The following is a 26,203-nucleotide window of genomic DNA, read 5'->3' on the forward strand; positions in this document are numbered from 1 at the left end:
GGACCTAGGCCGGTCCCCGGTGGGGCCTTCAGACTCCGCCGGTCGCGACGAGCTGCTCTGATGGCCGCCGGTTCAAGCGTCGATGCTCGAAGACGTCCAGGTAGCAGAGGAGGACGTCGTGAAGCGCTACCACTTCGGGCTGTACGCGATCGCACTCGCGATCCTGATCGTCGGCCTCGCCTTCGCCGGAGTTCCGGTCCAGACGATGTTGCTCGGCCTGTTCGTCCTGGCCTGCCCCCTGATGATGATGTTCATGATGGGTGGCCACGGTGGATCCGATCAGCAGGACCGCGACCGCCACACCACCGGCCGACCGTGATGACGGCGAGGGGCGCGGTGCCTGCAGGAGTCCTGGCGGCTGCTGCCCTCGTGGCGTTCTACGCGCTGGTCGTCGGCTTCGCGGGCGGCCTCGAGCACCTGGGGCGGCAGACGGCCGAGGACTGGCCCTGGCTCGTGCTGATCGTCGGCGGGTTCGGTACACAGATAGGACTCTTCGTCGAACTGCGCCGGCGCAAGCGGCTGCACGCCGACGTGCGCGCGGCGGCAGGTGGCGGCGCGGGGGCCTCAGCTGCGGGCTGCGCCCGCCACATCACAGACCTGGCACCGGTCATCGGCGCGTCGGGCGCCGTGCTGATCGCGTTCCTGGTGCCGTTCCTCGACATCGGCATCGCGCAGAGCCCGATGCTGCGGGCGGAACCACCGGACTGGGCACGCTTCCTGCCCGGCTACGGCGCCGACCGCGTGCTGCTCGACGGCGGGCTGACCACGAGCTTCGACGAGACCGGGGCGTTGTTGCTGGGCCTGGGCTGGCTGCTCGGGCTCGGCGTGCTGGCGGCCGGGCTGTTCCGGAACGCGACCGCATGAGCCCCTTCACCCGCAGAGCCTTCCTCGGCGCGACCGTCCTCGGGATCGCCGGGTGCTCCGGTGCCGGGAACCCGTTGGTCCTGCCTACCGATCCGGTGGTCAACCGCACCGAGACGGCCCGTGGCGGCACCGGCCGCACCCGTGCGGTCACGTTGACCGCGACGGAAGGGCAGATCGATCTGGGCGGCCCGGTGGTGCGCACCTGGAGCTACGACGGGGTGTTGCCCGGCAAGGAGATCCGCGTCGGCGCCGGTGACCTGATCGAGGCGAAGGTGGTGAACCGGCTGCCCGCGGACACGTCGGTGCACTGGCACGGGCTGGCGTTGCGCAACGACATGGACGGCGTGCCTCCGGTGACCCAGAACGCGATCAGGCCGGGGGAGGACTTCACCTACCGGTTCGTCGTGCCCGCGCCGGGCACGCACTGGCTCCACCCGCACACCGGCACCCAGCTCGACCGCGGCCTGTACGCCCCGCTGATCGTGGAGGACCCGGCCGAACCCGGTGCGTACGACGCGGAGTGGGTGGTCGTGCTGGACGACTGGCTCGACGGCACCGGCACCGACCCGGACCAGGTGCTCGCGGGCCTGCGGAAGCGCAGCGGGCACATGATGCACGGCGCGGCCGAGCTCGGCGGTGACGTGGCCCATCCGCACCACCTGGTCAACGGCCGGATCGCGGCCGCACCCGTCACGTTCGCCGCGAAACCAGGGCAACGCGTCCGGATCCGGCTCGTCAACGCCGGCGCGGACACCGCCTACCGCGTCGCGCTGGGCGGACATCGCCTGACGGTGACGCACACCGACGGCTTCCCCGTCGCCCCGGTTGACACCGACGCCCTGGTCATCGGCATGGGCGAGCGCTACGACGTGCTGGTAACGCTCGCCGACGGCGCGTTTCCGCTCGTGGCTGTCGCGGAAGGCAAGAACGGCGCGGGGCTGGCCGTCGTGCGCACCGGTGCTGGCGCGTCGCCGGGGCCCGAGGTGCGGCCGGACGAATTGCGCGGCAAGCTCGTGGGATACGACGAGCTCAAGACCACGGCGCCGCTGGCGCAGCGACGGCCGGATGTGGTGCACCGGCTGGAGCTGACCGGGGGGATGATGAGCTACGAGTGGGGCGTCAACGGTCGCTCGGACGGCCTGCAGAGAGTCCGAAGTGGACAGCGCGTGCGCCTGGAGTTCGTCAACACCACGATGATGTGGCACCCCATGCACCTGCACGGCCACACGTTCCAGATGAACGGCCCGCGCAAGGACACCGCGATCGTGCTGCCCGGTCAGACCGTGGCGTGCGAGTTCGACGCGGACAACCCCGGCCAGTGGATGGTCCACTGTCACAACGCCTACCACGCCGAAGCCGGGATGATGACCGTGCTCGGCTACGAGGAGCAGCGATGAACTCCGTGGTGCTGGACGTCAGCGGTCTGCACTACGCCAGCGAGCAGAACGTCGTCGACGCCAAGCTCGGCAGGCAACCAGGCGTGCATCGCGTCGAGGTCAACGCGGCGGCGCAGACGGCGACCGTGCACTTCGACCCGGACGTGACGTCCGTGGCGCAACTGCGGCAATGGGTGATCGACTGCGGCTACCACTGCGCCGGTCAGTCGGTGCCGCACCACATCTGCGATCCCACCGCGGAACCGGGAGCCGAGCACTCGCCGCACGAGATGATGGGTCACGGTGGCCATGCGGGAATGTCGATGGCCGCGATGGTCGCCGACATGCGCAACCGGTTCCTGGTGGCGGTGCTGTTCTCCATCCCGATCGTGCTGTGGTCGCCGATCGGCACCGAGGTGTTCGGGCTGCACCTGCCCACGCCGTTCGGGATGCGAGCGGACGTGTGGTCGTTGCTGCTGAGCCTGCCGGTGATCTTCTACTCGTGCTGGATCTTCTTCGACGGCGGCTGGCGGGCGTTGCGGGCGAGGACGCTCGACATGATGGTGCTCGTGGCCGTCGCGGTCGGCGCGGGCTGGCTGTACTCCGTCGTGATCACGCTGACCGGTGGGGGAGAGGTCTTCTACGAGGCCGCGACCGTGCTGGCCGCGTTCGTCCTGTTGGGACACTGGTTCGAGATGCGGGCGAGGGGTGGCGCGAACGACGCGATCCGCACGCTGCTCGACCTCGCGCCGCCCAAGGCGGTCGTGCTGCGCGACGGCGAGCCCGTCGAGGTGCCCACGGCCGAGGTCGTCGTCGGTGACCTGTTGCTCGTGCGGCCCGGCGCGAAGATCGCTGTGGACGGTGTCGTCGAGGAAGGCGAGTCCGAGGTCGACGAGTCGATGGTCACCGGCGAGAGCCTGCCCGTGCACAAGGCTCCCGGCTCGGTCGTCGTCGGCGCCACGATCAACGCCAACGGCACGTTGCGGGTCAGGGCGACCAAGATCGGCTCCGACACGGCGCTCGCGCAGATCGTCAAACTCGTGCAGGAAGCCCAGAACTCCAAGGCGCCTGGCCAGCGGCTCGCGGACCGGGCGGCGTTCTGGCTGGTGCTCGTGGCACTCGTCGGCGGGGGTCTCACGCTCGCGGCCTGGTTGCTGTCCGGTGCTTCCTTCGCGACGGCCATGCTGTTCGCCATCACCGTCGTGGTGATCACCTGCCCCGACGCGCTCGGGCTCGCCACCCCGACCGCGATCATGGTCGGCACCGGGCTCGGCGCGAAACGCGGTGTGTTGTTCAAGAACGCCATGGCACTCGAGACCTCCGCCCGCATCGAGGTCGTGGTGATGGACAAGACCGGCACGCTCACCAAGGGCGAGCCGGAGGTCACCGACGTGATCACCGACGGCTTCGGAGAGGACGAGCTGCTGCGCCTCGTCGCCGCCGTCGAACGCGAGTCGGAGCACCCGCTCGCCGAGGCGATCGTCCGCCGCGCCGGCGATCTCGACGGGGTGCGGGCGGCGCGGTTCGAGAACGTCCCGGGACATGGCGCGATCGCGGACGTCGGCGGACGACGGGTGATCGTCGGCAACCGGCGCCTGCTCGAACGGGAAGGAGTGGACTTCGGCCCGTTGGCGAGCCGCCGGGACGAACTCGCCGCCACCGGGCGGACCGCGGTGCTGGCCGCCGTCGACGGTGTAGCCGCCGCGGTGATCGGTATCGCCGACGCGCCAAGGGAAACCTCGGTCGCCGCCGTGCAGGCGCTGCACGACCTCGGCGTCGAGGTCGTGATGCTGACCGGCGACAACCACGCGACGGCCGAACGCATCGCGGGGCAGCTGGGCATCGACACCGTGATCGCCGAGGTGCTGCCCGGCGACAAGGCGGCGAAGGTGGCGGAGCTGCAGTCTGGTGGCCGGCGCGTCGCCATGGTCGGCGACGGCGTCAACGACGCGCCCGCCCTGGCCCAGGCCGATCTCGGCATCGCCATCGGAGCCGGGACCGACGTGGCCATCGAGACCGCCGACGTGGTGCTGATGCGCTCCGACCCGCTCGACGTCCCGATCGCGTTGCGCATCGGCCGCGGCACCCTGCGCAAGATGAGGCAGAACCTCGGCTGGGCGATCGGCTACAACACCATCGCGCTGCCCATCGCGGCCGGAGTGTTCGAACCGGCCTTCGGACTCATGCTCCGGCCCGAGATCGCCGCGTTGTCGATGTCTGGGTCGAGCGTCATCGTCGCGGTCAACGCCCTGGCGCTCAAGCGACTGCGGCTACCGACCAGTTGACCGTTCATCAGTCGCACGCGGCTTGTGAACGTCGTGCCTGCTGATCCCGAGGATGCCGTCCGTCCTCTCGTCGAGGACCCGACGAGCACCGCCAGGTCGAACGCCAGCACGTCGGCGCGCAGGTTCTCGCAAAGGTGGTCGGTGAGTCCGATCTTGTCTGGCTCGGCCGTGGTGTCCGCTCCTGTGAACCGGTTGGCTCGGCTCGCACAGTTCTGGACGGGCGATCAGAGCCGATCGGTACCTGGATCGCGTCCCAGGCGCGGGTGATCTTTGATGCCGCCCGGTTCGGCCGTGGGTACTTCCGGTGACCACGAGCCGCACCAGCACGACGAGCTGGACCAGCAGGGCGATGCACACGACGACGATGACCCTTCCTTTGATGCGTCGTGGGAGCGTCGAAGGCCCCGTGTCACTGCCAGAGCGTTGGACGGAGCCATCCTGAAGCCGCGGTGAGGTGCCGATGGCCGCGCCACAAGATCGCGGCACAAACGGCGATCATCACGGCGAACAAACCTGCGACCGGCCAGTTGGGCTGATGGTCGTTGAGGAGCAACGCGATCGCCATTGCCCAGATGGCGAGGCCGAGTGTCAGGACCTTGACGAGCACGACGGCACCGAGCACGGGTGCGGCCACGTGACCTCGGACGAGAGCGGCGCCGGTCGCGATGATCGCTGGCAGGGCGATCGCGAGGTCGAGCACGTAGACCGGGTACGGCAGCTCACCGACACCGATCGTGCCGGGCAGACCGCCGCCGATGGTCGGCACGATGTCGGAGAGCCACAAGCCGGCGAACGCGAGACCGACGACGATCAGGAACCAGCCGGTGCGGACGTGTCGATCGAGCGGTACCCGGCGAACGTCGATTCGCGCGACGCCGTCGATCAGCGCGGCCAGCGAGAGCGTTACCGCGGCCACGTAGAGCAGGAACGCCGAGTTGTGCGGCACCCCGAAGGCGTAGACGAGGTAGGTGTAGGCGATGTAGCCGAGCAGTCCGAGCCACAGCAGATGTCCTGGTAGCGAACCCGTGCGACTGCGGTGGCCTGCCCAGACGAACACGGGGACGATCGCCAGGGTGAGGACGTCCTGGGCCATCGACTCGAGCTGCAGTGCGCGGTCCAGCCGGTAGGCGCGCTCGGAGAGCAGTCCGTACAGCGTGGCGGCCACGAGCACGCCCGCCAGCGACCAGGTGGCCAGGTCTGTCCACAGTGGCCTCAGCCGGGACGCCGCTGTGGAGGCGGGTGCGGCAGTCATGTCAGCGTCCGAACAGGAGGCGGACGAGGGCGGCGCCGGTGATGGCGGCCATCGTGGCGGCCATCAGCGCACCGCCGACGGCGCCGATGAGGACGATGAGTGCGGTGGCCTGGCCGGGTTGCCGCAGGGGAGTGGTGAAGGCGGAGAACACGAACAGGCCTCCGCACCAGGCGATGGCGTTGGCCCATACCCACGCGGAGGCACCGTCGACGTGGTGGCGGAGTACCAGCCACTGCCCGATGCTCATGGACAGCAGAACTCCCATGACGGCCACGGCGGCGAGGGGCAGCAACACCGCGAGCGGCACCGTGCCGAGAGGTTCGCCGTAGTGGACGGCGAGCATCGCGACGGCCCAGGCGAAGCCCGCGGCCAGGGCGGTGACGCCGATCCAGTCCCTGGCGTCGAGCCTGGGAAGGGTGCGGCGCAGGACGAGCCACTGCGCCGCACCGAGCACCGCGCCCTCGGTGATGCCCGCGAGCACGACCAAGGGCACGGACGACGTCAGCGCACCCGTGAGAGCAGGGGCGAGGAAGCCTGCGAACTCGCCGGCGGTCACCCAGGCGAACCAGGTTGTCCAGGTGCTGGTCGTCAGCGTGGTGCTCATGACTCAACAGTGCGACGGCGGCGACGGCGGGCGCAGGGACGAAGGTCCTCACCTTGGTGAGCGCAAAGCCGTTTCCGTGCGATGTATCGGGGACGAGAGTAGTGGGATGACGCGCATCGTGATCGCCGGAGGAGGGATGAGCGGGCTGAGTCTCGCGGCACATCTCGCGGTGGCGGATCACCGGCATCCCGTGGTGGTGGTCGACGACGGCAGTACGCCGCTGGAGACCAGGACGTGGGCGTCCTGGAGCTCCAGGCCAGGGCTGCTCGACGCAGCGGCGAGCCGGTGGTTCGACAAGATCCGCGTGCACGTGAACGGGCGGACGACCGTGCTGCGACTGGGCTCCTATCGCTACCGGGTCGTGCGCGGAGAGGATCTTGCCGCCGTCGTGCGCAGGTATACCGATCCTCTGCGCCACTTCACGTGCCAAGACGGTCATGTCGACGGCATCGCCGACGGCGGGGTGATCGTCGACGGGCAGTTTCTGCGGGCCAGGTGGGTGTTCGACAGCGTGATCGGCGCGGACATGCAACCTCCTGCGGACGCCCAGCTCGCGTTCCGCGGGTGGCGGGTCTCGAGCGAGCGGGCGGTGTTCGATGCGGAGATCCCGACGCTGTTCGACTTCCGCACACCGCAGCGGAAGGGAGCGAGCTTCGTGTATGTGTTGCCTGAGGACGCGCATCACGCTCTGGTGGAGCACACGTCGTTCGTCGCGCCGGGGACACCACAGGACGAGGCAGCTCAGCGGGAGGCTCTTGCCGAGTACCTGACGGAGGTCGCGGGCGCTGACGACTACGAGATCGAACGGGAAGAGCACGCGGTGCTGCCGTTGTGCGCTGCCCCTGCCTCGCGCCGGCACGGCCACGTGCTCACGATCGGGGCACTCGGAGGTCTGCTGAAGGCGTCGACCGGCTTCGCCTACCAGCGCGTCCAGCGGGACAGCGCGGCGATCGCGGAGTCGCTGCAGCGCCACGGCCATCCGTTCGACCTGCCGGTGGCCCCTGCCCGGTTCCGGCTGTTCGACGGCGTGCTGCTCGACGTCGTCACCCGCGAACCCGCGCAGCTCGAGCGGGCGTTCGGTGCGCTGTTCCGGTACCGCACCGCTGAGCCCGCCCTGCGGTTCCTCGACGAGGCGACGTCGGTGCCGCAGGAATGGCAGCTGTTCGCGGGGATGCCCGCGGCGACCTACCTGGCGGCCGCGCGGCACCGTCTCGTCCGCTAGTGCCGGTGGTGCGTTCCGTGCCACCGCACCACGACGATCGTGGCAGCGACGGTGAGCGCGGCCCGTGCGGAGCAGAGTCCAAGGGCCCGGACGGCGCGGGCACGTCCGCTCTGCTCGGGTCACGACACAGGGCGAATCGTGGGTCGCATGCGAGGAAATTCCGGTACCGATGCCAAGAAGTCACCGTCCGCGCCGATCGTGGTGGGCGTCGACGGATCCGCTTCGGCGCTTGCCGCCGCCAGCTGGGCTGCGGCCGAAGGCGCGCGGCTGCACGTGCCGCTGCGGCTGGTGCACGGCTTCATGTTGCCCACCAGCGGCTACCCGGAGATGCTGATCACCGGCACCGAAGCGCGCCATGCGATCGAGCGGCAGGCGCGGGACTGGCTGACCGAGGCGGCTGCGGCTGCTCGCGCGACGGCGCCGGACGTGGAGATCACGACCGAGGTCCTGTGTTGCGGCGCGGCAGGTCTGCTCGTGGAGGAGTCGAAGAGGGCGCGGCTCGTGGTGGTCGGCTCGCGGGGGCTCGGTACGGTCACCGGACTGCTCGTCGGTTCCACCGCGGTCGCGCTGGTGGCGCACGGCCACAGCCCGGTGGTCGTGGTGCGCGGCACGGAGATGCCCCACGGTCCTGTCGTTGTCGGCGTGGACGGTTCCCCGACGAGTGAGGCGGCAGTGGAGTTCGCGTTCGAGGCGGCCTCGATGCGGGGTGCGGTGCTGATCGCGGTCATGACGTCGCAGGACTTCACGGTGGACAGCGCGTACAACGTCTCACGGATCGCGACCGACTGGGCACAGGTCGAGGAGGACGAACGCCGGCTGCTCGCCCAGCGGCTCGCCGGGTGGCAGGAGAAGTACCCGGATGTCGAGGTCCATCGCGTGGTGCTGCGCGAGCGGCCGGCACGGGCGCTCATGCGGTACGGAGCGGAGGCGCAGTTGCTGGTCGTCGGCAGCCACGGTCACGGTGGCTTCGCAGGCATGCTGATCGGCTCGACGAGCCAGGCGTTGGTGCACCACGCCCCCTGTCCGCTGGCGATCGTCCGCGCACCGGAGTGACGGCAAGGACCTACGTCCCCACCGGGAGATGGCCAACCGCACTGCCCGGCTGCGCCGACGGAGCACAGGCTCAACGGTATGAACGCTGCAGATGTGATGACCAGTCCAGCGGTTGTGGTGAACCCGGCCACCACGGTCCGCGCCGCGAGTGCGCTGCTGGGTGATCACGGGTTCTCCGCCCTGCCCGTGGTGGACGACGAGGGCAGACTGGTCGGGATCGTGTCCGGTGCCGACCTCCTGCTGGCGGGCATGACGCCGGAGACCGTGAACGGGCCCGTTGCACGGGTGATGCGCAAGGCGGTGATCAGCGCGCCGACGACGGCCACGCCCGCGGAACTGACCACGACCATGTTGTCGCAACGGCTGCGGTGCCTGCCGATCGTGACGGAAGGGCAGCTGCTGGTCGGGGTGGTGAGCCGCAGCGACCTGCTGCGCATCCTCACCCCCGCCGACGCGGTGCTCGCGGCGCGAGTCGACGCGGCGCTGCGAGCCTACAGCGGCAGTCCACGGTGGACGGTGTCGGTACACGCCGGCGACGTCAGCGTGTCCGGTCCGTTCGCGGACGTGGCCGAACGCAAGGTGGTCGAGGCGCTGGTGCGCACCGTACCCGGCGTGCGCGGGTCGAGCGTCGCCTCCTGAGGGACCTAGGTCCCGAGCAGGGCGGGTCCCGGGCCACTGACCGCCAGGCAGGTCTCCCGAGACGCTGAAGTACATGAGCGACAACGAACTTCGCCCGATCGTGGTCGGTGTCGACGGGTCCGCGGCCGGCAGAGCGGCACTTCGCTGGGCTGCGGAGGAAGCGCGCCGCCACGACTCGCCGCTCGACGCCGTCTCCGTGTGGCACATGGACTACAGCGTCATGATGGCGCCTGGGGCGGCCGCCTCGGGGTTGGACCCGGCCGGCATCGAGGCGGCCAACCGGTCCGTGCTCGACGCGGCGACGGCGGACGTCCACGACGTGGACCTGCGGCGGATTCTCATCGAGGGCGATGTGAAGAAGCTGCTCGTCGAGATGTCCCGGGACGCGCGGATGCTCGTGGTCGGCAACCGCGGGCACAACGCGGCGACCGAGCTGCTCCTGGGATCGGTGAGCGCCTACTGCGTGCACCACGCGAGCTGTCCCGTCGTCGTCATCAAGGCGTCCTGATGAACGCGATGCCGCACCGGCTCGCCGTTCACAACACGCTCCGGCAGCCGCCGGAGATCGAGATCCGAGTCGATGAGGAGCTGCGATGACCACCGAGAAAGCACCGATCGTCGTCGGCGTGGACGGGACGCCCGCGTCCGACCAGGCACTGCGCTGGGCGATGGACGAGGCGACCTTGCGGACCTGTCCGCTGCACGTCGTGCACGCGTGGACGTTCGAGCCGATGGTCGACTGGAACGAGACCACTGTGCAGGAGCGGATGCGGCAGTCGGAAGCGCTGGTGGAGAAAGCTGTCGGTGCAGCGCTGGAGGGCCGGTCCGAGCAGCCCGAGATCGAGCGGCGCAGCCTGCGCGGTGACGCCGCCGAGGTGCTGGAGGAGGCGTCGAAGGGGGCGGCGCTGCTGGTGGTCGCGTCGCACACCGGGCATCGAATGCGCCAGATCGTGATGGGTTCGACCAGCATGCACTGCGTGCGGCATTCGTCGGCGCCGGTGGTCGTGATCCCGGTGAACGAGCACTCAGCGAGTGACGAGACGTAGGGAGGCAATGATGACTACCGCCACTACCGGTTATCCGGTGCACGTGCACGCACGGCTGGACCCCGGCCTGAGCCGGTGGTTGTGGCTGGTGAAGTGGTTCCTCGCGATTCCGCACTACCTGGTGCTCGCGTTCCTGTGGCTGGGGTTCGCGGTGTTCAGCGTGGTGGCGTTCTTCGCGATCCTGTTCACCGGCCGCTATCCGCGGGCGTTGTTCGACTTCAACGTCGGTGTGCTGCGGTGGTCGTGGCGCGTCGCGTACTACACCTACGGTGCACTGGCGACCGACCGCTACCCGCCGTTCAGCCTCGGCGCCGAGCCGGACTACCCCGCGACGCTCGACATCGCCTACCCGGAACACCTGTCCCGCGGACTGGTGCTGGTGAAGTGGTGGCTGCTGGCGATCCCGCACTACCTGATCGTCGGGTTCTTCGTCGGCGGGGGCAGCTATGTCGCTTACGAAACCGGCCAGACCGTGTACAACTCCGGGGGCGGCCTGGTCGGGCTGATGGCGTTCTTCGCCGGCGTGGCGCTGCTGTTCACCGGCCGCTACCCGAAGGGGTTGTTCGACTTCGTGCTCGGCATGGACCGCTGGGCGTTGCGCGTGGCCGCCTACGCCGGGCTGATGACCGACACCTATCCGCCGTTCCGCTTCGACACCGGCGGCGACGAGCCGGGCAGCACGACGATCGAACAGTCACCTCCGCCTCCTGCCGAGCACCGTGGCTGGACGACAGGACGTGTCATCTCGGTCGTGCTCGGGGCGCTGCTGCTCCTCACCGGAGGCGCGATCGGCGGCACCGGCGGGTTCGGGCTCTGGGCCGACTCGACACAACGCGACGCGGCCGGATTCCTCAGCACCGGCGCGGAGTCGTTCCGCGGCACGGGCTATGCGCTGGAGTTCGGCACGCTGGAGCTGCGCTGGACCGACGCGGACTGGGTGCTCGCCGACGACTGGCTCGGCGAGGTCCGGTTGAAGGCGGACAACGGCGTGTTCATCGGTATTGGCAGGACTGACGACGTCACGCGCTATCTGTCCGGTGTGGAGCACGACGAGGTGAGCATGGCCGAGTCGAGGGTGAGCTACCTGCATCGCGACGGCGGAGCGCCCGCTGATCCTGCCGCGCAGACCTTCTGGGCGGCATCCGGTACCGGTGAGGTGACCTGGCGGGCCGAGCAGGGCAGCTGGACCGCGGTGGTGCTGAACTCGAATCGCTCTCAGGTGGTCGAAACCCGTCTCGTCGCGCAGGCTCAGGTGCCCGCGTTGCGGCCGGTGTCGATCGGCCTGATCATCGGCGGCAGCGTGATGTTGTTGCTGGGCCTGGTTTTGATGCTGGTGGCCGCGCTGACCGCCGGTCAGTCCCGGCGCAACGGTACGACGACCTCGGTGACGTAGTCGTCGGGGCTCTTCGCCGTGCCCGGTCCCGTAAGGTACAGCTCGCGCGGCGGACCTGCTTGGTGGTGGCCGTGTTCGCGTGGATCCACGCGAACACGGCCTCGTAGGTGGCGGTGATGGCGTCGTAGGGGCCGTGGCGACACGTCTGAGCAACCGGTCCTTCTGGCAGGACCACGATGTCGATAGGTCCCGTGCGGCCGGCGTACCCGAGATCGGCAGTACCAGCGTGGCGGCCAGTGCTCGTGGCACTCGGTGACTGCGGAGCCACGACACAGCGGGCGCCAGCAGCGCCGCGAGGAGTACCGCCACCGCAAGGGGAACGAGCACAGCGGCCAACGCCGCCGCGGCCCGCCAGCCCACGTACGCGAGCGCCGGCAGCACCAGGGCGGCGATGCCGCCCTGGTGCTGCCGGCGCAGGCGGGTCGGTCATGGTTTCGGTTGGTTCGCGACCACAACTGCACCGAAAAGCGCCGTGCCGTTCACGGTCAGCACGGGTGCGTCGTCGGGGAGGTCACGGTGCTCGTTGGTGGTCTTGTCGTCGATGCCGCCCATGAACGGCAGCCCGCCGACCGATACGCGCCAGCCCTCCGGCACGAGCACGTCGACTCCGCCGAAGAGCGCGAACGCGTCGATGTCAGCGTCATTGTCGATGTGCGCCTCACGGAGGTCGAGCGTCGCACCTCCGAAGATGGCCGAGACATCGGCGTGCCGCAGGTGCTTCGAGCGCTCTTTCGTGCTGGCGCCGCCGAACATCGCAATGGGCGTGCGGGTCCCGTGGTGCCGACGCAGTCCGATGAGCACGGCGACTCCCACCCCGGCGAGCAGTGTGGGCAACAGGAGGTCCCCGCTCGTCCAGTCGAGAGTGCCCGCGAGCAGCACGAGGCCGAGTACCACGATCACGACCGGACCCAGCGACACCCGCCGTTCCGCGGCCATGGCGACAACGCCGAGCACGACCACAGCGACCGGCCACCAGTCCGCGATGACCGGACCGGAGTCGAGAACACCGACCGCGTCGAGGATGCCGAACACACCGAGTGCGAGCAACACCAACCCGATCCACAGTCGCACGGGTTTCACGGTTGTTCTCCCTGCCGTTCGACCTCGATGGTCCACTCGCTCGCGAGCGCGGCGATGGCACCGATGGCCGTCACGACGGGCGCGGCGATCGCGGCCACGACACCAGCGGTGACCGGGACCTCCAGCACGGTGTGTCCCTTGTCGTTCTTGATGATGAGGCGCCGGACGTTGCCCTCGTGGATGAGCTGCTTGGCCTTCTGGACGAGTGCCTCGCCGCGCAGACGGGTCTCGGTCTTCTGTTCGATAGACATGGTTCGTCTCCCTTCCACCACCACGATCTACCCGCGTGCGGCGGCAGGGCAGTGACCTTCGGTCATGCGTGCGGGGACGTCGGCCACTGCTGCGTCGACGGCGTCACAGCCAGGTGGTCGACGACGGCACTGAGGTCGCCTCGCTCGCTCAACACCCGGCGTTGCCGGGCCGCACCGCCGCCACAGCTCCGCAGCCACGAGAGGCATTGCTCGACGAAGCAGAGGTCGCCCACGTCGTGCAGGGCGAGGCGCACGTGGGATACCAGCCGGTCGACCAGGTCCCAGCCTGTGCAAGGCCGGCCGGACACGGCGTCGAGACAGCGGCCGTCCAACCCGGCCATCGCGGCATGGGCGCACGCGGCCCGCAGGACAGCGTCGGGAGGACTCTTCGTTGGCGTGGAAACCAGAGCGGTGCTGACCAATGCGCGCGTGAGTGCCGCCTGCAGCAGTGCCTCGTCGACGGTGGTTGCAACATCCGCGATCCGCACCTCAACGGTCGGAGCATGCCGTGACGGGCGGACGTAGTAATAGACCATGCCCGGATCGGTGATCACCTCGGAGTCGACCAACCGGGCTACAAGGTCGTCGTAGTGAGCGGCACTGCGAAACCGCGGCGGCACACCGCACACGGGCCAGCGTGACCAGATGTTCGTGCGCCAGCTGGCATGTTTGGTGTCCCTGCCGTCGAAGAACGGCGAGTTCGCGCCGAGCACGAGCAGAGCGGGTAGCCACGGGCGGATGTGGTTGCTCGCGCGGATCGCGTGGTCGGCGTCCGGCACGCCGACGTGCACGTGACATCCGCAAACGCCTTGGTCCTCGGCCAGCGCGCCGTACACGGCGGCCATCCGCTGGTAGCGCTCGGCTGTGGTCACAGGAGGCGGGCCCGGCCGTCCCAACGGTGGCGTGCCGCTCGCGAGGAGCAGCGCGCCGTGGCGGCGGGCAGCACCCGCGAGCACCTCGCGGCCGCGGTTGAGCTCGCGCCGCAGCGACGGGAGGTCTGCGCACACCGGTGCCGCGAACTCGATCTGTGCGGGCGAGAACTCCCGATGAAAGTCCGCTTCGGACAGTTCGGCGACGATCGAGGCACCCGCTGCGAGCGGACGCCTGCTGACGGCGTCGACGACGAGGTACTCCTCCTCGACTCCGAGCGAGAGCGCGGCGATCATGCGCTGGGCCGTGCGGACGACGCGAGGTGGCCGGTGAACCAGTCACGGGCCAGCCGGGCGACGGTGTCCAGTGCGTCCGGTTCGTCGAACCGCTCGTTCGCGCGGTGCACGACGACGAGCCGACGTTCGCAGCGCAACCGGGGAGCCAGGCGTTCGTGCTGCGCGATGCCCTGCTCGTCGGCGCTGCCGACCACGAGCAACGTCGGTGGCCGCACCCGGCCCAGCCAGGGCTCGGCGAGGTCCAGACGCCCACTCAGGCTCACGACGGCGCAGAGGTCGCTCATCGGATCCGCGGCGGCTCTGAGCGCAGCCGCGGCGCCGTGGCCTGTCCCGAAGCAGGCAACGGGCAGCAGCCGGTGGTTCGTCTCGCCACGAGCCCATCTCGTGATGGCGGTCAGCCGGTGGCTGAGCAGGTTGACGTCGGACACCGCCGCACGGTCGAGCTCCTCCTCGTGGGTGAGCAGGCCGGCCAGCACCGTCGCCACGCCGGCGCGGTTCAGTTCTGCGGCGATGTGGCGGATGCGAGAGCTGTGCCCGGCACTGGCCTGTGCGAACACCACACCGGCGATGGGATGCTCCGGCACCGCCAGGTCGCCCCGCAGGCGCACCCGGCCGACCGGCACTTCGATCGGCCGTTGTCGCGCAGTGCGGCCAGGAGGAGGGAAGCCGGCGGCGGGCGGGATGAGCGCGCGAACCACCTCGGCGTCGTTGACCTGGCGGAAGTCGTCGTAGTAGCGGCCGACCGCGTCGAGCTCCGGTGGTGTCGTGACCGCCACGACCTCTTCGGCGTCCTGCCGCAGCAGGCTGATCACGTCCGTTGGGCACACCGGCGTCGCGAAGTCCACGCGAGCAGCACCGCGTGCGCGGGCGACCTGGCAGGCGGCGCGTGCTGAGGCGCCCGTTGCGACACCGTCGTCGACAACGACGGCGGTACGTCCGCTGAGCCGGATTGGTGGCGTATGCCGGTAGCGGCGCAGTCCGCGCAGGAGCTCTCGGCGTTGCTCGTGTTCGACGGTGGCGAGCTCCGCCGGGGTCACGCCCGACAGCCGTTGCACGCGGCGGTCGAATACGCGGACCCCACCTTCGCCGATGGCGCCTGCTGCGGTCTCCGGCTGGAACGGCAGGCCGAGCTTGCGGACCACGACGATGTCCAGCGGAGCATCGAGCGCGTTCGCCACCTCCACCGCGACCGGGACGCCACCGCGCGGGACGGCCAGCACGACGACGTTCTGACCGCGCAGGTGGCCGAGGCGTCCTGCCAGGAGACGGCCTGCCTGGGTGCGGTCGCTGAATCTCATGACGTCGCCCCGTGGTGGCTGATCGGTGCGCCGCGGGACAGTTCGAGGGCCCAGGCGACGTCCTCAGGGCCGATGACGCCCACGAGGTGCTCCTCGCGCAGGACCAGCACGAGATCCCGCCCCTGCCTGAGTGATGCCCGGCCGAGCACGTCGAGCAGCGGCTCGCCAAGGGACGCGACCGGCACCCCGGGCAGCGCGCGGCACATGTCGCCGACCCTGGTGTTGAGCGGATCCGGCACGCGGACGAGCTCCGCGAGGCTGACGACGCCCGCGGCGGCGCCGTCGAACGAGATCACCGGGAACACCTGCCGGTGCGGGCCGGAGGTGAGGCTGTCCAGGAACGTTCGCACGGTCCACCATCCCGGTGCGATCGGCGGATCCGGGGTCATGACGTCCCGTACGAGCACACCACCGAGCTGGTGCTGCATCTCGTCCGCGGACTGTTCCGCCGCGCTGCTCAGGATCAGGTACGCACCGAGCAGCACCAGCCACAGCCCGGACAGCGCACCGGCGAACACCTGCATCAGCCCGAATGCGACCAGCGCCAGGCCGAATGCCCGGCCGGCGACGGCTGCCGCTTTCGTGCCGCGGTGTTCGTCGCCAGTGCGCCACCACACGGCCGCGGCGAGCACACGGCCGCCGTCCAGCGGTGCGGCGGGCACCAGGTTGAACACTGCGAGAACGCCGTTGGTGATCGCGAGCCACAACAGGGGAGAGGTGATCAGCGCGGGCGCGCCCCACGTCGCGAGCCCACTGCCGGCGGCACCCGCGAGGATCGCGATGACGACACTGGTCGCCGGGCCCGCGATGGCGATCAGGAACTCGGCCCTCGGACTGCGCGGCGAGGACGACAGCCGCGACACGCCGCCGAGCAGCCACAGGTCGATGCGGTCGACGCCGACCCCGAATCGTTGCGCGGCGAGTGCGTGTGCGAGCTCATGAGCCAGCAACGACAGCATGAACGCGAGTGCGGAAAGCACGCCCGCGATCCAGTAGGTGACCGCGTCGTGGCCAGGTGCCGCCTGAGGGAGCACAGACACGGCGACCACCTCGGCGATCACCATCACCGCCACGAGCGTCGACCAGTGCGCTCCGACCGCGATCCCGCGCAGACGCCCCAGCGGAACTGATGGCACTCCGGTGTTCATGGGACCAGCGTCCCGACCCGGCCGGGGCCGGGAGCAGAGACCGAGGTCTGTCGTGTTCGCGGCAATGGTCCCGGACTGATGCCCACCTTGTGTTCTGCATCACACCCTGCGGTGAAGAGCAGGCTCACCTCAGTTGCTGGAAACCAGGGAGGAAGGGGTGCGAGATGACCACCAACGGCTACACGGCGCGGCACCGGGCCATGCTGCAGGCGATCGCGGACGGACGCGGCGAGCTGGTGTGCGGGCGCACCCCCAGCCTGAGCGTCGACGGCCTCTGGTGTGACTTCACCGCCACGGTCGAGCTGTTCACCGGCGGGCTGTTCCGCCCTGCGCGGGAAGCGGCGGTCGGAGCATCGGCCCCGGCCGTGCTCACCACGTCCGGTGTCGAGGTTCTCCACTCGTTCGCGGCGGTGTGACGTAGCCAGACGAACACGGATCATCCTCAGCGCGGTGGCGGCAAGTGGTCGTCGTCGGACTCGTCGTCACGCTCATCGTGTGGTCGCGACGGCTGCGCTCAACGAGCTGCTCGCCGGTCCCACGGTGTTACCGGCACCCGTGCGGAATGCCTACAGGTCGACGCGCCGAAGAGCGGTGACGTGATCCGCTCGTCGGCATCAGTGAGCGGCAGAACGCACGTGTTGGAGGGGCACGTCCCGTGCGGGTGATCGCCCATCCGCCGCTCACCACGGCGGTCCGGATCGAGTTCGGACAGGTGGCTTGACCGGGTTGACCGTCACATCGGTTCGAAGGCGCGGGGGTTGGCACAGTACTCACGCGCCGCGGCCGCGAACCGCACAGCCTGCGCCCCGTCGACGTACCGGTGGTCGAAGGTGGCGGTGACGCCCAGCACCGGGCGGGCGACCACTTCGCCGTCGACGACCACCGGCCGCTGCTCCACCGCGCCCACGAGCACCAGGACCGGCATCCGGTAGTACGCGGCCAGCGGCGAGAACGCCCGCCGCACACCCCACATCCCGACCGAAGTGACCATGGCCCCGCCGAACGCCTGACGTGGCATGCCAAGTGCCTTCAGATCGAGGTCGAGTGCGGTGGTGAGCCAGGCTCCGCAGCGCATGACCGGGCGCAACAACCAGATGGGCAGCCATCCGAGCAACGCCTTGCTCTTGCCGAACTCGGGATCGGCGCCCGAGGAGATCGCGGCGTGCCTGCGGGTCAGCTCAGCAGCGACGTCCACAACGGACTTGTGCTCGACATCGCTGATCTTGACGCCACTGAGCTCCTTGCCGTTCTCCACCGAGGTGATGAAGAAGACGTCGACGGTCTCGCGCTCGTACTCCCGCCCGAACGCCACGCGCACGCGCAGCTCGGGCACCTGCACGAGGCCGTGGGCGACCGCGCGTCCGATGAGATGCGTGATCGTCACACGGGTTCCGCTGACCTCGCGGACGTGGTCGAGGTAGGCGAGCAACTCGGTCGCGTCGATGTCCAGCTCGCCGTAGAACTGGGGGTCCGCCGGAGGGCGCCAGGCCGCCCAGGCGAGCTTGCGCCAGGTGGGCATGGTCCGTGACCTCATGTGCGCCTCCGCAGTCCGAACAGGACTATCACGGGCAGAGTGAACAGCAGTGGCACCACCACCGCCAGCGGGCGCTGCAACCACCAGATCAGGTCGGGAGCGCGGTCGTCGGAGATCTGCCCGCCGAGCAGGAGGAACCCGGACACCCTGGCGAGCGCCATCCCCGTGCTGTGGAAGAGGAACAACGGCAGCGCGATCGAGTTGACCACCGCGACCACCCGCCGCGCCACTGTGCCGTCCAGGACGCGTTCGACCAGCGGACGGGTGACCACCGCGAAACCGATCTGGAACACGAGCAGAGCCACGATCACGAAGGTCGGCGGACCGACGTTGGACAGCCGGTCGCCGGGCACTCCGACCATCGATCCCGGATACAGCCCGGAGAACACCAGGCCGGCGAGACCGAAGAGCCCGCCGAACAGCAACGCCCAGCCCGTGCGCCTGGTCAGCCGGTAGTGGAAGAAGCCCGCCTGGTGGGCGAGCCACCACACGACGAGCATGTTCACCCAGCCGATCCACGGCAGCTCGTAGCGGAACCGCAGCACGTCGACGGTCATCGCCAGGCCGCCGAGCCAGATGGGCACCAGCACGTCGAACCGGCGGTGCAGCCAGGAGCTCACGGGCACGAGTGCGATGAGCACGACGTAGACCCCGAGGAACCAGAGAGGGCTGACGACCAGCAGGACCACGCCGCGGATCCACGGGAGGCCGAACACCGCGCCGGCCACCAGGCCGAGCACGGCCCAGGTGCACACGAGTGCGAGGGCCGGTACGACCAGATGACGGACGTGACGCCACACGTACCGGCGGACACCCTGCGCGTGGTCCCGGGCCCACGAGCTGCTGTGCACGCAGCCGCCGACGTAGAAGAACATCGGCAGCACCTGGAGCAGCCACGTGAGAATCCACACGCCGGACCAGAAACCGAGCGGGCTGGTCGGCACCGGGCCGTCCGGTGTCCAGCGCAGAATCGTGAAAGCCCAGTGCCACAGTACGACCACGATGAGGCTGGTGGCCCGCAGCCAGTCCAGGTACTCATCGCGCGGGCGCATACTGGAGTCATCATGAGTCGTCGTGTCGCGGCTCTCGTCGCCGCTGTCCTGTTGCTCGTCCTGGCCACCACGCTGGCGAACCGCGTGCTGCCCGGCTGGGCGTATCCGTTGTGCGGTCTCGTCACCGCGGCCACGTTGGTCGGGCTGGCGCGCTGGTCCGGCCTGCGCGCAGCCGCCATCGGGCTCGACCGCGCACACCTGCGCCGAGCTGGTCTTTTCGGCCTGGTGGGTCTCGGTGTGATCGCGCTCGGGTTCGGAATCGCTCTCGTCGTCCCCGAGCTGAGGTCGTTCTTCCACGACGGCCGGATGCCCGACCTGGCGGTGAGCTCCATGCTGTGGGTGGCGTTGATCCGCATCCCGCTGGGCACCGTGCTGCTGGAGGAGATCGCGTTCCGCGGCGTGCTGCCCGCGCTGCTCGGCGGTGGCGACCGCTGGCGCTGGGGGCCGGTGCTCGGGGCGTCGGCGCTCTTCGGGCTGTGGCACGTGCTTCCCTCACTCGCCTTGACGCGCAATGCCGCCGTGAGCGCGGTGTTCGGTGGTGCGTCGCTGGTCGTCGTGTCGTCGGTCGCGATGCTGGCCGCCGCGATCGCCGGGGTGGTGCTGCTGTGGTGGCGGCACACCGGTCGTGGCGTGCTCGCCCCGGCGCTGGTGCATCTCGCGACGAACTCCGGCGGTGTGCTCGTCGCCTGGTACGTCCTGTCCTCAGCGTGATCGCGACACGCCTGAGCGGGCAGGGTCGAAGGGCTCGCGGGCAGCGGGACGCAGGACTGTGGGCGGCAGAATCCCATGGTGCTGCACTGGACGAATGGACCAGCTCAGCCCGTTGGACGCCGCGTTCCTCGAAGTGGAGGACGCTGACCCGCACGCTTCACTGGCGATCGCCTCAGTGGCGGTCGTCGAGGGCCCTGTGCCGAGCCACGACGAGTTCCTCGCGCTGATGCGCTCGAAGCTGCCGGTGTTGCCCCGTGCCCGGCAGAAGCTCGTACGCGCTCCGTTGGACCTGAGCACGCCGGCGTGGCAGGACGATCCGTCGTTCGACCTGACCTATCACGTGCGACGCACGGCTTTGCCCGCACCGGGTGGCGACGCGGAGCTGTGCGCGTTGGTCGCACGGATCATGGGGCAGCGTCTGGACCGGGACCGGCCGCTGTGGGAGTACTGGGTCGTGGAAGGCCTTGGCGACGGGAGGTGGGCCATCCTGGCCAAGGTGCACCACTGCATGGCGGACGGTGTGAGCGGCACGATGCTGTACGACGTCATGTACGGCGACGCGCCCCCACCGGAACACGCGGAGGACGCCCCAGCCGCGAGCCTGCTTTCGTTGCTGGGCAACGTCGTGCGTGCACCCCTGGATCTGGTGGGTGGCGTGCTTTCGCTCATGTGGTCGTTGCTGCCGGTACGCGCGACTTCGCTCTACGGGCACATCGGCTCACCCCGGCTCTACCGGGCGGTGCGGGCCTTGCTGCCCGAGGTGAAGGAGATCGCCCATGCCTTCGATGTCACGGTGAACGACGTCGTGCTGGCCGCGATCACCCAGGCGTACCGCGCACTTCTGGTGGAGCGCGGCGAACGGCCGTCTCCCTACAGCATCCGGACCATGGTGCCGGTGTCCGTCCGCGGCGATCGGCGGCTGGACAACCAGCTCAGTCTGAGGCTCGCGTTCCTGCCGGTTGACGCAGGCACCGCCGTGGAGGCGCTGTCGCTGGTGCACAAGCGTTTCACCGACGCCAAACGGGGACATCAGGCCGAGTCCGGGAATGCCCTGGCGCAACTCGCGAGGTACGAGCCCTTCGCGCCGCTCGCGTGGAGCGTGCGGCTGGGAGCCATGATGCCGCAGCGCAGCATCGTGACGGTGACCACGAACGTGCCGGGCCCGCGCAAGCCGTTGCGAGTGCTGGGTCGCCGGATCGTCGAGATCCTGCCTTACGTCCCGATCGCCATCCGGATCAGAACCGGAATCGCGGTGCTGTCCTACACCGACCGGCTGGCGATCGGCATCACCGCCGACCGCGACAGCACCGCCGATGTCGACGTGCTGGCCGAGGCGCTGGGGAAGGCGATCATCGAGCTGCTCACCGCGTCACGGCGCGACGTAGCGTCCATGCACCAAGGCTGAACAGCACGGCCGCGAATCCCAGCAGCACGGCCAGGTGTGGTGCGACGGTGAGCAGATCTCCGCCGCGCCTGGTGAGCGCGGCGAACCCGTCGTTGGCCCAGCCGTGCGGGGTCGCGAACGCCACTTTCCGCAGCAGCGGGCTGAAGAACTCGAGCGGCACCATGCACCCGCCGAACGCGGCGAGGCTGAGCCCGAGCAGGATACCGGCCCCGGTGGTCTGCTGCTGAGTCCGGCAGATGGACCCGAGCAGCAGCCCTGCGCCACCGGAGACCAGCGCGAAGGCGCACAGCAACGATGCCGCGCCCAGCGGATCACCCCAGCGCACCCCGAACAGCAACGCCGAGCCGACGAGCACGATGAGACCCTGCAACAGTGCGATGGAGACCCGGCCCAGCGCCTCCCCGGCCACGACGGTCCGGGCTCGCGTCGGCGTGGCGAGCATGCGCCGGGTGACGCCGAGCGAGCGCGTCTCGACGAGGAAGGCGGCCGTGGTGAGCGAGTTGAGGAAGGTGAAGACGATGAGCTGGTTCGCCGCACCGAGGTCGAACCCGGAGTAGCCCGCCGGGAACAGCGCCTCGCCGGTGGTGCTCACTCGCACCTCGACCGGTTCCACCCCTGCGGAGTCCACAAGGGACAGAGCGGTGTCGCGGTCCAGCCCGGTCTGCGCCGCGACGAACTCGCCCGCCGCGATCCGGTTCGCCTCACGGGTCAACGACGTGGTCACGAGCATCCGCAGCTGCTGACCCGTGCGGTCGGCGCGCACGAGGAGCCGAGGAGCGTTGTCGTCGGTTCGCACGAGTCCGGCGCTGACCTCGCCGTGCTCGACGGCCGACCGCAAGGCCGGCTCGTCCGGGAAGTTCCGCACCCGCACCGCGTCGTCGGCGCTCAGCGCGCCGGCGTCGCCCACCACCCCGACCACCGGTGTCGTCGCGCCACCGAATGCCGCACCGAGGATGAACACCAGCATCAGCGGCAGCGCCACGAGGAAGAACAGGCCGGTGCGGTCGCGCACCACGCGTCGCACGTTGACCCAGCCGATCGACAGGACCTTCACGGTCGCACCACCTTCCGGAACAGCAGGAGAGCGGCAGCGCCCGTCACGGCCGCGAACAGGGCCATGGCCGCGACCGCCGGCAGCACCGCCGGCACGCCGCCTCCCGCGAGGTCCGCCAGCCCGCGCATGAACCACCTGTGCGGTGCCATCAGGCTGAGCTGCTCCAGCAGGCCACCCGCCTGCGACACCGGGAAGAACGAACCGCCCAGCGCGCCGAGCACGATCGCGACGATCGCCTGCCAGCCACCCGCCTGCTCCGAGGTCTTCGCGACGGCCGCGACCACCGCCATCGCTCCGGTCGCGGCCAGCACTCCGGACACGACCAGCGCGACCACGCCGACGGGATTTCCCCAATGGGCGCCCATCAGGAGCGAGCTGGCCACCACGAGGACCGCCATGCTCACGACGCCGACGACCACGCTGGTCAGCAGCTTGCCCGCGAGGATCGACGAGCGGCGCACGGGCGCGGCGAACAGCCGCGCGAGCGTGCCGTTGCGGCGTTCGTCGAGCAGGCCGGTCACGCCCGGCTGCACCGCGAAGAAGAGGAAGAACACCGCCATGCCCGCCGCGTACTGGGTCTTCGCGTCGAGCTGTCTGCGGCCGGTCGTGTCCTCGGCGACCGCGGCCTGGGGCAGCGCGGCTGCCGCCGCGGCAGCGAGCTGGTCCGGCGCGGTCGTCACTCCGGAGTGGACGGTTGCGGTCACGGCGGTGCGGACAGCGTCGAGCCGGTCGGTGTAGGCCTGGGCCAGCGACCGTGCGACGTCGGTGCCGGTGGGCGCGTCGACGTCGCCGACGACCTCGATCCGCGCGGCGCGGCCTGCTCGCACGTCCTCGGTGAGCCCGGCGGGCAGCAGGAACGCGGCGGTCGCCGTGCCGTCGTCCACCAGCCGCCTGGCCTCGTGCTCGGACGAGACGGTGCGCAGCTCGATCGCCCCCGAGGCCGCCGCCTTGCGCAACACGTCGTCGGTGAACGTACGGGCGATCACACCTCGGTCGGCGTCCGCGACGGCGTAGGTGAAGAGCCGGCTGTCACCGCTGATGTCGCCGAGGATCAGGCTGAAGACGACGGCGAGTCCGAGAGGAAGGACGATCGCGAGTACGTACGCGGTGCGGTCACGCGCGCGTTCGCGCAGGTCGCGTGCGGCGATCAGCAGTGCGTGGCGCACGGTTCACTCCCTCAGCGCTTTGCCGGTCAGGTGCAGGAACACGGTCTCCAGGTTCGGTTCGGTCACCTCGACCGACCGCACCACGACACCGTTGGTGGAGATCGCCGACAGCACCGCGGGCAGGCATTCCCGCGCGTCGTCGACCACGAGCTCGAGCCCGTGCCCGTGTGGCGCCACACCGCGCACGTCCCTGATCGCGCCGAGCAGGGATGCGGCGTGCGTGAGATCGCCGTCCAGCTGCAGCGAGATCCGGTCGCGTTCACCGAGCCGCTCGACCAGCTCGCGGCGCGTCCCCTCGGCGATCAGGCGGCCGGAGTCGATGACGCCGACCCGGTCGCACAACCGCTCGGCTTCCTCCATGTAGTGCGTCGTGTAGAGAATGGCCATGCCTTGGGCGGCAAGGGCGCGGACGTTCTCGAGGATCTGGTTGCGGCTCTGCGGATCCACGCCGGCGGTGGGTTCGTCGAGCACGAGCAGCCGCGGTTCGTGCAGCAGCCCGATGGCGACGTTGAGCCGCCGCTTCATGCCTCCGGAGTACTCACGGGCCAGGTCGTCTGCGCGTTCGGTCAACCCGACCACGTCGAGGACGAATTCCACCCGTCTGCGGCCCGCGCCGTAGAGATTCGCGAAGAACCGCAGGTTCTCCCGGCCGGTGAGGTCCGGGTAGAGCGCGAGCTCCTGCGGCACGTACCCGACCAGGCGCTTGGCGGCGATGGTGTGCGTCGACATCGCGACTCCGTCGACGAACACCTCACCCGCGTCGCGTTCGAGCACGCCGGTGATCATCGAGATCGTGGTCGTCTTGCCCGCGCCGTTGGGACCAAGCAGGCCGTAGGTCTCGCCTTCGGCGATCGTGAACGAAACGTCGTCCACTGCCAGGACGTCATCGAACCGGCGCTTCAGGCCGGAGCATGAGAGGACCGTCATGGCGAGCTCCTTCCAGCGGGACGGCGACCACTGGGCAGCGGGCGTTTCGGAGGCAATAGGTCGTGACGGAACTCATCACCAGCACGCCGGCCTTGTGGTAGCCGTGGTCGCCGACCACGAGCAGATCGGCGTCCGCCGAAAGCGCGACGAGCGTGGGGCCGGGCTGTCCGTAAGGCACGTCCTGGTCGATCCGGACGCCGTCGGCTGTCGTGCCGAGAGCGTCGACCGCGGCGGCGAGCTCGTGGCGGTGCACGCCGGACGACTGGCTCAGTTGGCAGACGGACAACGCCAGCACGGACGCGTTGGTGCGCCTGGCTTCCTGCACGGACCAGGCGAGTGCGGCCTTCGCGGCGGGGGATCCGTCGACGCCAACGACGATGCGGGAGGGCGGGTTCATGAGCAGCTCCTCGGGTGGGGTGTGCCACTCAGCGTGCCCGTGTGGCCCAGGTGCCGCGCAGGGTCTTTCGTCCCCGGCATCGCCTGCGAAGGAATCGTCCACAGAGGATGGACGGACGCCGATGTGCTGGTGTTCGACGGTGACATCTGCGTCCCGCCACCTGCTCACGATGTCGCGGATGCCTCGCGGCGCCGTTTCGAGACGTGCCGGTGCCCGCCGAAGATCATGTGCAGGAGTCCGATCCCGGCAACGAACCCGAAGTCGTACCAGTTCCCGTTGTTGCGCACCTCGTAGATGTTCACGTCGTCGGTGAACAGCGAGATGATGAACGTGACCGGGTAGATCAGCCCGTGCCACAGGCCCTTCCAGAACCCGGCGAGCTGCTCACCGTCCACGTGGGACACCACGTTCGGTCCGGCGGCACATGCCGTGACGACCAGGGCCACCGCCACGAGAAGCAGCCACAGCTTCGCCTTCATCGCGGCCGTGCCTTCAGCTTGACGATGCGCAGCGCCACGAAGAGCGCGGCGATGGAGACCGCACCCGCGGTGGCGACCAGCTTGTTCACATCGATCGCCGGCTCCCAGCGGACCTTGCCGTCGCTGATGACGAACGCCCCGGTGGGCTTCGCGTTGAGGCCGAAGCCGCCGCCCTCGCCCTCCTGGCCCTTCTCGTCCCGCCCCGTGCCACCGCCCGACCCGCCGGCGAGGGTGGCTGCGGCGATCACGGTGATCCCGTCCTTCTCGTAGGGCTCGGCGTACACCTTCCTCGCCTCGAGGGAGTCTTTGGTGTTCGCGATCAATTCGTCGATTTTCATCACCGCTCCTGGAGTTCGTGTTCCTCCTCCCAGCGTCGGACCGGCTCGCGGTGGCGGGACAGGGCCTCAGGTCCCACCGCACCCGGCTCTTTCGGACCTGTCGACCGATGCGCTCCACGGGTGAAAGTGCGGGTATCAGTTCGATGGAGGTTCAAGATGAAGCACGCAGGCGCGACGGAGATCGGCAACGTCGCGATCGAGCTCGACGACCGGATCGCCGCAAGCGCGAGGCAGTACGCGTACGACAAGGTCGCTCCGCTGGCCCGCTACGCACCCGAGCCGACCGGGTTCGCTCACGTCCGGCTCACCCTCGCCGGCGCACGCATGGTCGCCGTTCACGTGAACCTGGACGTCAACGGCACGCCCGTCGTCGCGAAGGCGGAAGCACCGACGTTCACCGAGGCCGTGGACATCGTCCACGACCACCTGCGAACCCTGCTGCTCAAGATGCACAACTGATTCA

General features: G+C 69.7%; 29 protein-coding genes. 14 read left to right on the top strand and 15 right to left on the bottom strand.

Going from position 1 to position 26,203, the window contains the following annotated elements; all coding sequences use genetic code 11:
- The first annotated feature begins 118 nt into the window (after positions 1–118).
- The 4 genes from JOD27_RS41740 to JOD27_RS41755 are packed head-to-tail and all read left to right on the top strand — an operon-like array spanning position 119 to position 4,525.
- On the top strand, positions 119–319 hold the full coding sequence (locus JOD27_RS41740; RefSeq protein WP_204767918.1) for a DUF2933 domain-containing protein: 201 nt from the start codon (positions 119–121) through the stop codon (positions 317–319).
- 17 nt (positions 320–336) lie between these two features.
- Positions 337–864 carry a hypothetical protein gene (locus tag JOD27_RS41745; RefSeq protein WP_204767919.1) on the top strand — a complete coding sequence of 176 codons (528 nt, stop codon included), beginning with the start codon at positions 337–339 and terminating at the stop codon, positions 862–864.
- Positions 861–2,261, top strand: a complete 1,401-nt coding sequence (locus tag JOD27_RS41750) for a multicopper oxidase family protein (protein ID WP_204767920.1) — start codon at positions 861–863, stop codon at positions 2,259–2,261. The genes JOD27_RS41745 and JOD27_RS41750 overlap by 4 nt, the downstream gene beginning before the upstream one ends.
- The gene (locus JOD27_RS41755) at positions 2,258–4,525 is read left to right on the top strand and encodes a heavy metal translocating P-type ATPase (RefSeq protein WP_204767921.1); all 2,268 of its coding nucleotides are present in this window, start codon (positions 2,258–2,260) and stop codon (positions 4,523–4,525) included. Before JOD27_RS41750 ends, JOD27_RS41755 begins: the two co-directional genes overlap by 4 nt.
- Before the next feature lie 409 nt (positions 4,526–4,934).
- On the opposite strand, the gene JOD27_RS41760 is transcribed toward JOD27_RS41755, so the two are convergent.
- Together JOD27_RS41760 and JOD27_RS41765 are read right to left on the bottom strand one after the other, a co-directional pair.
- Positions 4,935–5,777 carry a hypothetical protein gene (locus JOD27_RS41760; protein ID WP_204767922.1) on the bottom strand — a complete coding sequence of 281 codons (843 nt, stop codon included), beginning with the start codon at positions 5,775–5,777 and terminating at the stop codon, positions 4,935–4,937.
- Between the two features lies 1 nt (position 5,778).
- Positions 5,779–6,381 (bottom strand): hypothetical protein, encoded by a 603-nt coding sequence (locus JOD27_RS41765; RefSeq protein ID WP_204767923.1) that lies wholly within the window; start codon positions 6,379–6,381, stop codon positions 5,779–5,781.
- 106 nt (positions 6,382–6,487) lie between these two features.
- Between JOD27_RS41765 and JOD27_RS41770 the strand changes: the two genes are divergently transcribed.
- From JOD27_RS41770 to JOD27_RS41795, 6 genes are all read left to right on the top strand, one after another.
- Positions 6,488–7,603, top strand: a complete 1,116-nt coding sequence (locus JOD27_RS41770) for a lycopene cyclase family protein (RefSeq protein ID WP_204767924.1) — start codon at positions 6,488–6,490, stop codon at positions 7,601–7,603.
- A 147-nt stretch (positions 7,604–7,750) separates the two neighbouring features.
- Positions 7,751–8,656: a universal stress protein gene (locus tag JOD27_RS41775; RefSeq protein WP_204767925.1), complete on the top strand. Its 906-nt coding sequence runs from the start codon at positions 7,751–7,753 to the stop codon at positions 8,654–8,656.
- A gap of 78 nt (positions 8,657–8,734) precedes the next feature.
- On the top strand, positions 8,735–9,295 hold the full coding sequence (locus tag JOD27_RS41780; RefSeq protein WP_204767926.1) for a CBS domain-containing protein: 561 nt from the start codon (positions 8,735–8,737) through the stop codon (positions 9,293–9,295).
- 73 nt (positions 9,296–9,368) lie between these two features.
- Positions 9,369–9,803, top strand: coding sequence for a universal stress protein (locus JOD27_RS41785; RefSeq protein WP_204767927.1), 435 nt, complete (start codon positions 9,369–9,371; stop codon positions 9,801–9,803).
- A gap of 85 nt (positions 9,804–9,888) precedes the next feature.
- Positions 9,889–10,341: a universal stress protein gene (locus tag JOD27_RS41790; RefSeq protein ID WP_204767928.1), complete on the top strand. Its 453-nt coding sequence runs from the start codon at positions 9,889–9,891 to the stop codon at positions 10,339–10,341.
- 10 nt (positions 10,342–10,351) lie between these two features.
- Positions 10,352–11,734, top strand: a complete 1,383-nt coding sequence (locus JOD27_RS41795; protein WP_204767929.1) for a DUF4389 domain-containing protein — start codon at positions 10,352–10,354, stop codon at positions 11,732–11,734.
- 426 nt (positions 11,735–12,160) lie between these two features.
- Here JOD27_RS41795 and JOD27_RS41800 read toward each other — a convergent pair whose 3' ends face one another.
- From JOD27_RS41800 to JOD27_RS41820, 5 genes are all read right to left on the bottom strand, one after another.
- Positions 12,161–12,814, bottom strand: coding sequence for a LiaF transmembrane domain-containing protein (locus tag JOD27_RS41800; protein WP_204767930.1), 654 nt, complete (start codon positions 12,812–12,814; stop codon positions 12,161–12,163).
- Entirely contained in the window at positions 12,811–13,065 is a 255-nt protein-coding gene (locus tag JOD27_RS41805; protein WP_204767931.1) for a DUF4342 domain-containing protein, read from the bottom strand. Before JOD27_RS41805 ends, JOD27_RS41800 begins: the two co-directional genes overlap by 4 nt.
- 62 nt (positions 13,066–13,127) lie before the next feature.
- Positions 13,128–14,231 carry a carboxylate-amine ligase gene (locus JOD27_RS41810; RefSeq protein WP_204767932.1) on the bottom strand — a complete coding sequence of 368 codons (1,104 nt, stop codon included), beginning with the start codon at positions 14,229–14,231 and terminating at the stop codon, positions 13,128–13,130.
- Complete coding sequence (locus JOD27_RS41815; RefSeq protein ID WP_204767933.1) at positions 14,228–15,529, bottom strand: phosphoribosyltransferase family protein; 1,302 nt, start codon at positions 15,527–15,529, stop codon at positions 14,228–14,230. The genes JOD27_RS41810 and JOD27_RS41815 overlap by 4 nt, the downstream gene beginning before the upstream one ends.
- Entirely contained in the window at positions 15,526–16,677 is a 1,152-nt protein-coding gene (locus JOD27_RS41820) for a site-2 protease family protein (RefSeq protein WP_204767934.1), read from the bottom strand. Before JOD27_RS41820 ends, JOD27_RS41815 begins: the two co-directional genes overlap by 4 nt.
- A gap of 164 nt (positions 16,678–16,841) precedes the next feature.
- Between JOD27_RS41820 and JOD27_RS41825 the strand changes: the two genes are divergently transcribed.
- Positions 16,842–17,093, top strand: coding sequence for a hypothetical protein (locus tag JOD27_RS41825; protein ID WP_204767935.1), 252 nt, complete (start codon positions 16,842–16,844; stop codon positions 17,091–17,093).
- A 317-nt stretch (positions 17,094–17,410) separates the two neighbouring features.
- Here the strand turns inward: JOD27_RS41825 and JOD27_RS41830 are convergent, their stop codons facing one another.
- Positions 17,411–18,211, bottom strand: a complete 801-nt coding sequence (locus tag JOD27_RS41830; protein WP_204767936.1) for a 2-oxo acid dehydrogenase subunit E2 — start codon at positions 18,209–18,211, stop codon at positions 17,411–17,413.
- Positions 18,208–19,263, bottom strand: a complete 1,056-nt coding sequence (locus JOD27_RS41835; protein ID WP_204767937.1) for an acyltransferase family protein — start codon at positions 19,261–19,263, stop codon at positions 18,208–18,210. The genes JOD27_RS41830 and JOD27_RS41835 overlap by 4 nt, the downstream gene beginning before the upstream one ends.
- A 12-nt stretch (positions 19,264–19,275) precedes the next feature.
- Here JOD27_RS41835 and JOD27_RS41840 point away from each other — a divergent pair, with 12 nt between their 5' ends.
- Positions 19,276–19,974, top strand: a complete 699-nt coding sequence (locus JOD27_RS41840) for a CPBP family intramembrane glutamic endopeptidase (RefSeq protein ID WP_204767938.1) — start codon at positions 19,276–19,278, stop codon at positions 19,972–19,974.
- A gap of 94 nt (positions 19,975–20,068) precedes the next feature.
- Complete coding sequence (locus JOD27_RS41845; protein ID WP_204767939.1) at positions 20,069–21,379, top strand: wax ester/triacylglycerol synthase family O-acyltransferase; 1,311 nt, start codon at positions 20,069–20,071, stop codon at positions 21,377–21,379.
- On the opposite strand, the gene JOD27_RS41850 is transcribed toward JOD27_RS41845, so the two are convergent.
- The 6 genes from JOD27_RS41850 to JOD27_RS41875 all read right to left on the bottom strand — a co-directional run bounded on the left by JOD27_RS41850 (position 21,336) and on the right by JOD27_RS41875 (position 25,740).
- Positions 21,336–22,433 (bottom strand): ABC transporter permease, encoded by a 1,098-nt coding sequence (locus JOD27_RS41850; RefSeq protein WP_204767940.1) that lies wholly within the window; start codon positions 22,431–22,433, stop codon positions 21,336–21,338. The genes JOD27_RS41845 and JOD27_RS41850 overlap by 44 nt on opposite strands.
- Positions 22,430–23,599: an ABC transporter permease gene (locus tag JOD27_RS41855; RefSeq protein WP_204767941.1), complete on the bottom strand. Its 1,170-nt coding sequence runs from the start codon at positions 23,597–23,599 to the stop codon at positions 22,430–22,432. The genes JOD27_RS41850 and JOD27_RS41855 overlap by 4 nt, the downstream gene beginning before the upstream one ends.
- 3 nt (positions 23,600–23,602) lie before the next feature.
- Positions 23,603–24,526, bottom strand: a complete 924-nt coding sequence (locus tag JOD27_RS41860; protein WP_204767942.1) for an ABC transporter ATP-binding protein — start codon at positions 24,524–24,526, stop codon at positions 23,603–23,605.
- The gene (locus JOD27_RS41865; RefSeq protein ID WP_204767943.1) at positions 24,483–24,923 is read right to left on the bottom strand and encodes a universal stress protein; all 441 of its coding nucleotides are present in this window, start codon (positions 24,921–24,923) and stop codon (positions 24,483–24,485) included. The genes JOD27_RS41860 and JOD27_RS41865 overlap by 44 nt, the downstream gene beginning before the upstream one ends.
- Positions 24,924–25,087: 164 nt before the next feature.
- Complete coding sequence (locus JOD27_RS41870) at positions 25,088–25,402, bottom strand: hypothetical protein (protein ID WP_204767944.1); 315 nt, start codon at positions 25,400–25,402, stop codon at positions 25,088–25,090.
- Complete coding sequence (locus JOD27_RS41875; protein WP_204767945.1) at positions 25,399–25,740, bottom strand: spore germination protein GerW family protein; 342 nt, start codon at positions 25,738–25,740, stop codon at positions 25,399–25,401. Before JOD27_RS41875 ends, JOD27_RS41870 begins: the two co-directional genes overlap by 4 nt.
- A gap of 156 nt (positions 25,741–25,896) precedes the next feature.
- Between JOD27_RS41875 and JOD27_RS41880 the strand changes: the two genes are divergently transcribed.
- Entirely contained in the window at positions 25,897–26,199 is a 303-nt protein-coding gene (locus tag JOD27_RS41880) for an HPF/RaiA family ribosome-associated protein (protein WP_204767946.1), read from the top strand.
- Positions 26,200–26,203: the final 4 nt, after the last annotated feature.

This window comes from Lentzea nigeriaca, assembly GCF_016907955.1.
GTDB classification, from domain to species: Bacteria; Actinomycetota; Actinomycetes; order Mycobacteriales; family Pseudonocardiaceae; genus Lentzea; species Lentzea nigeriaca.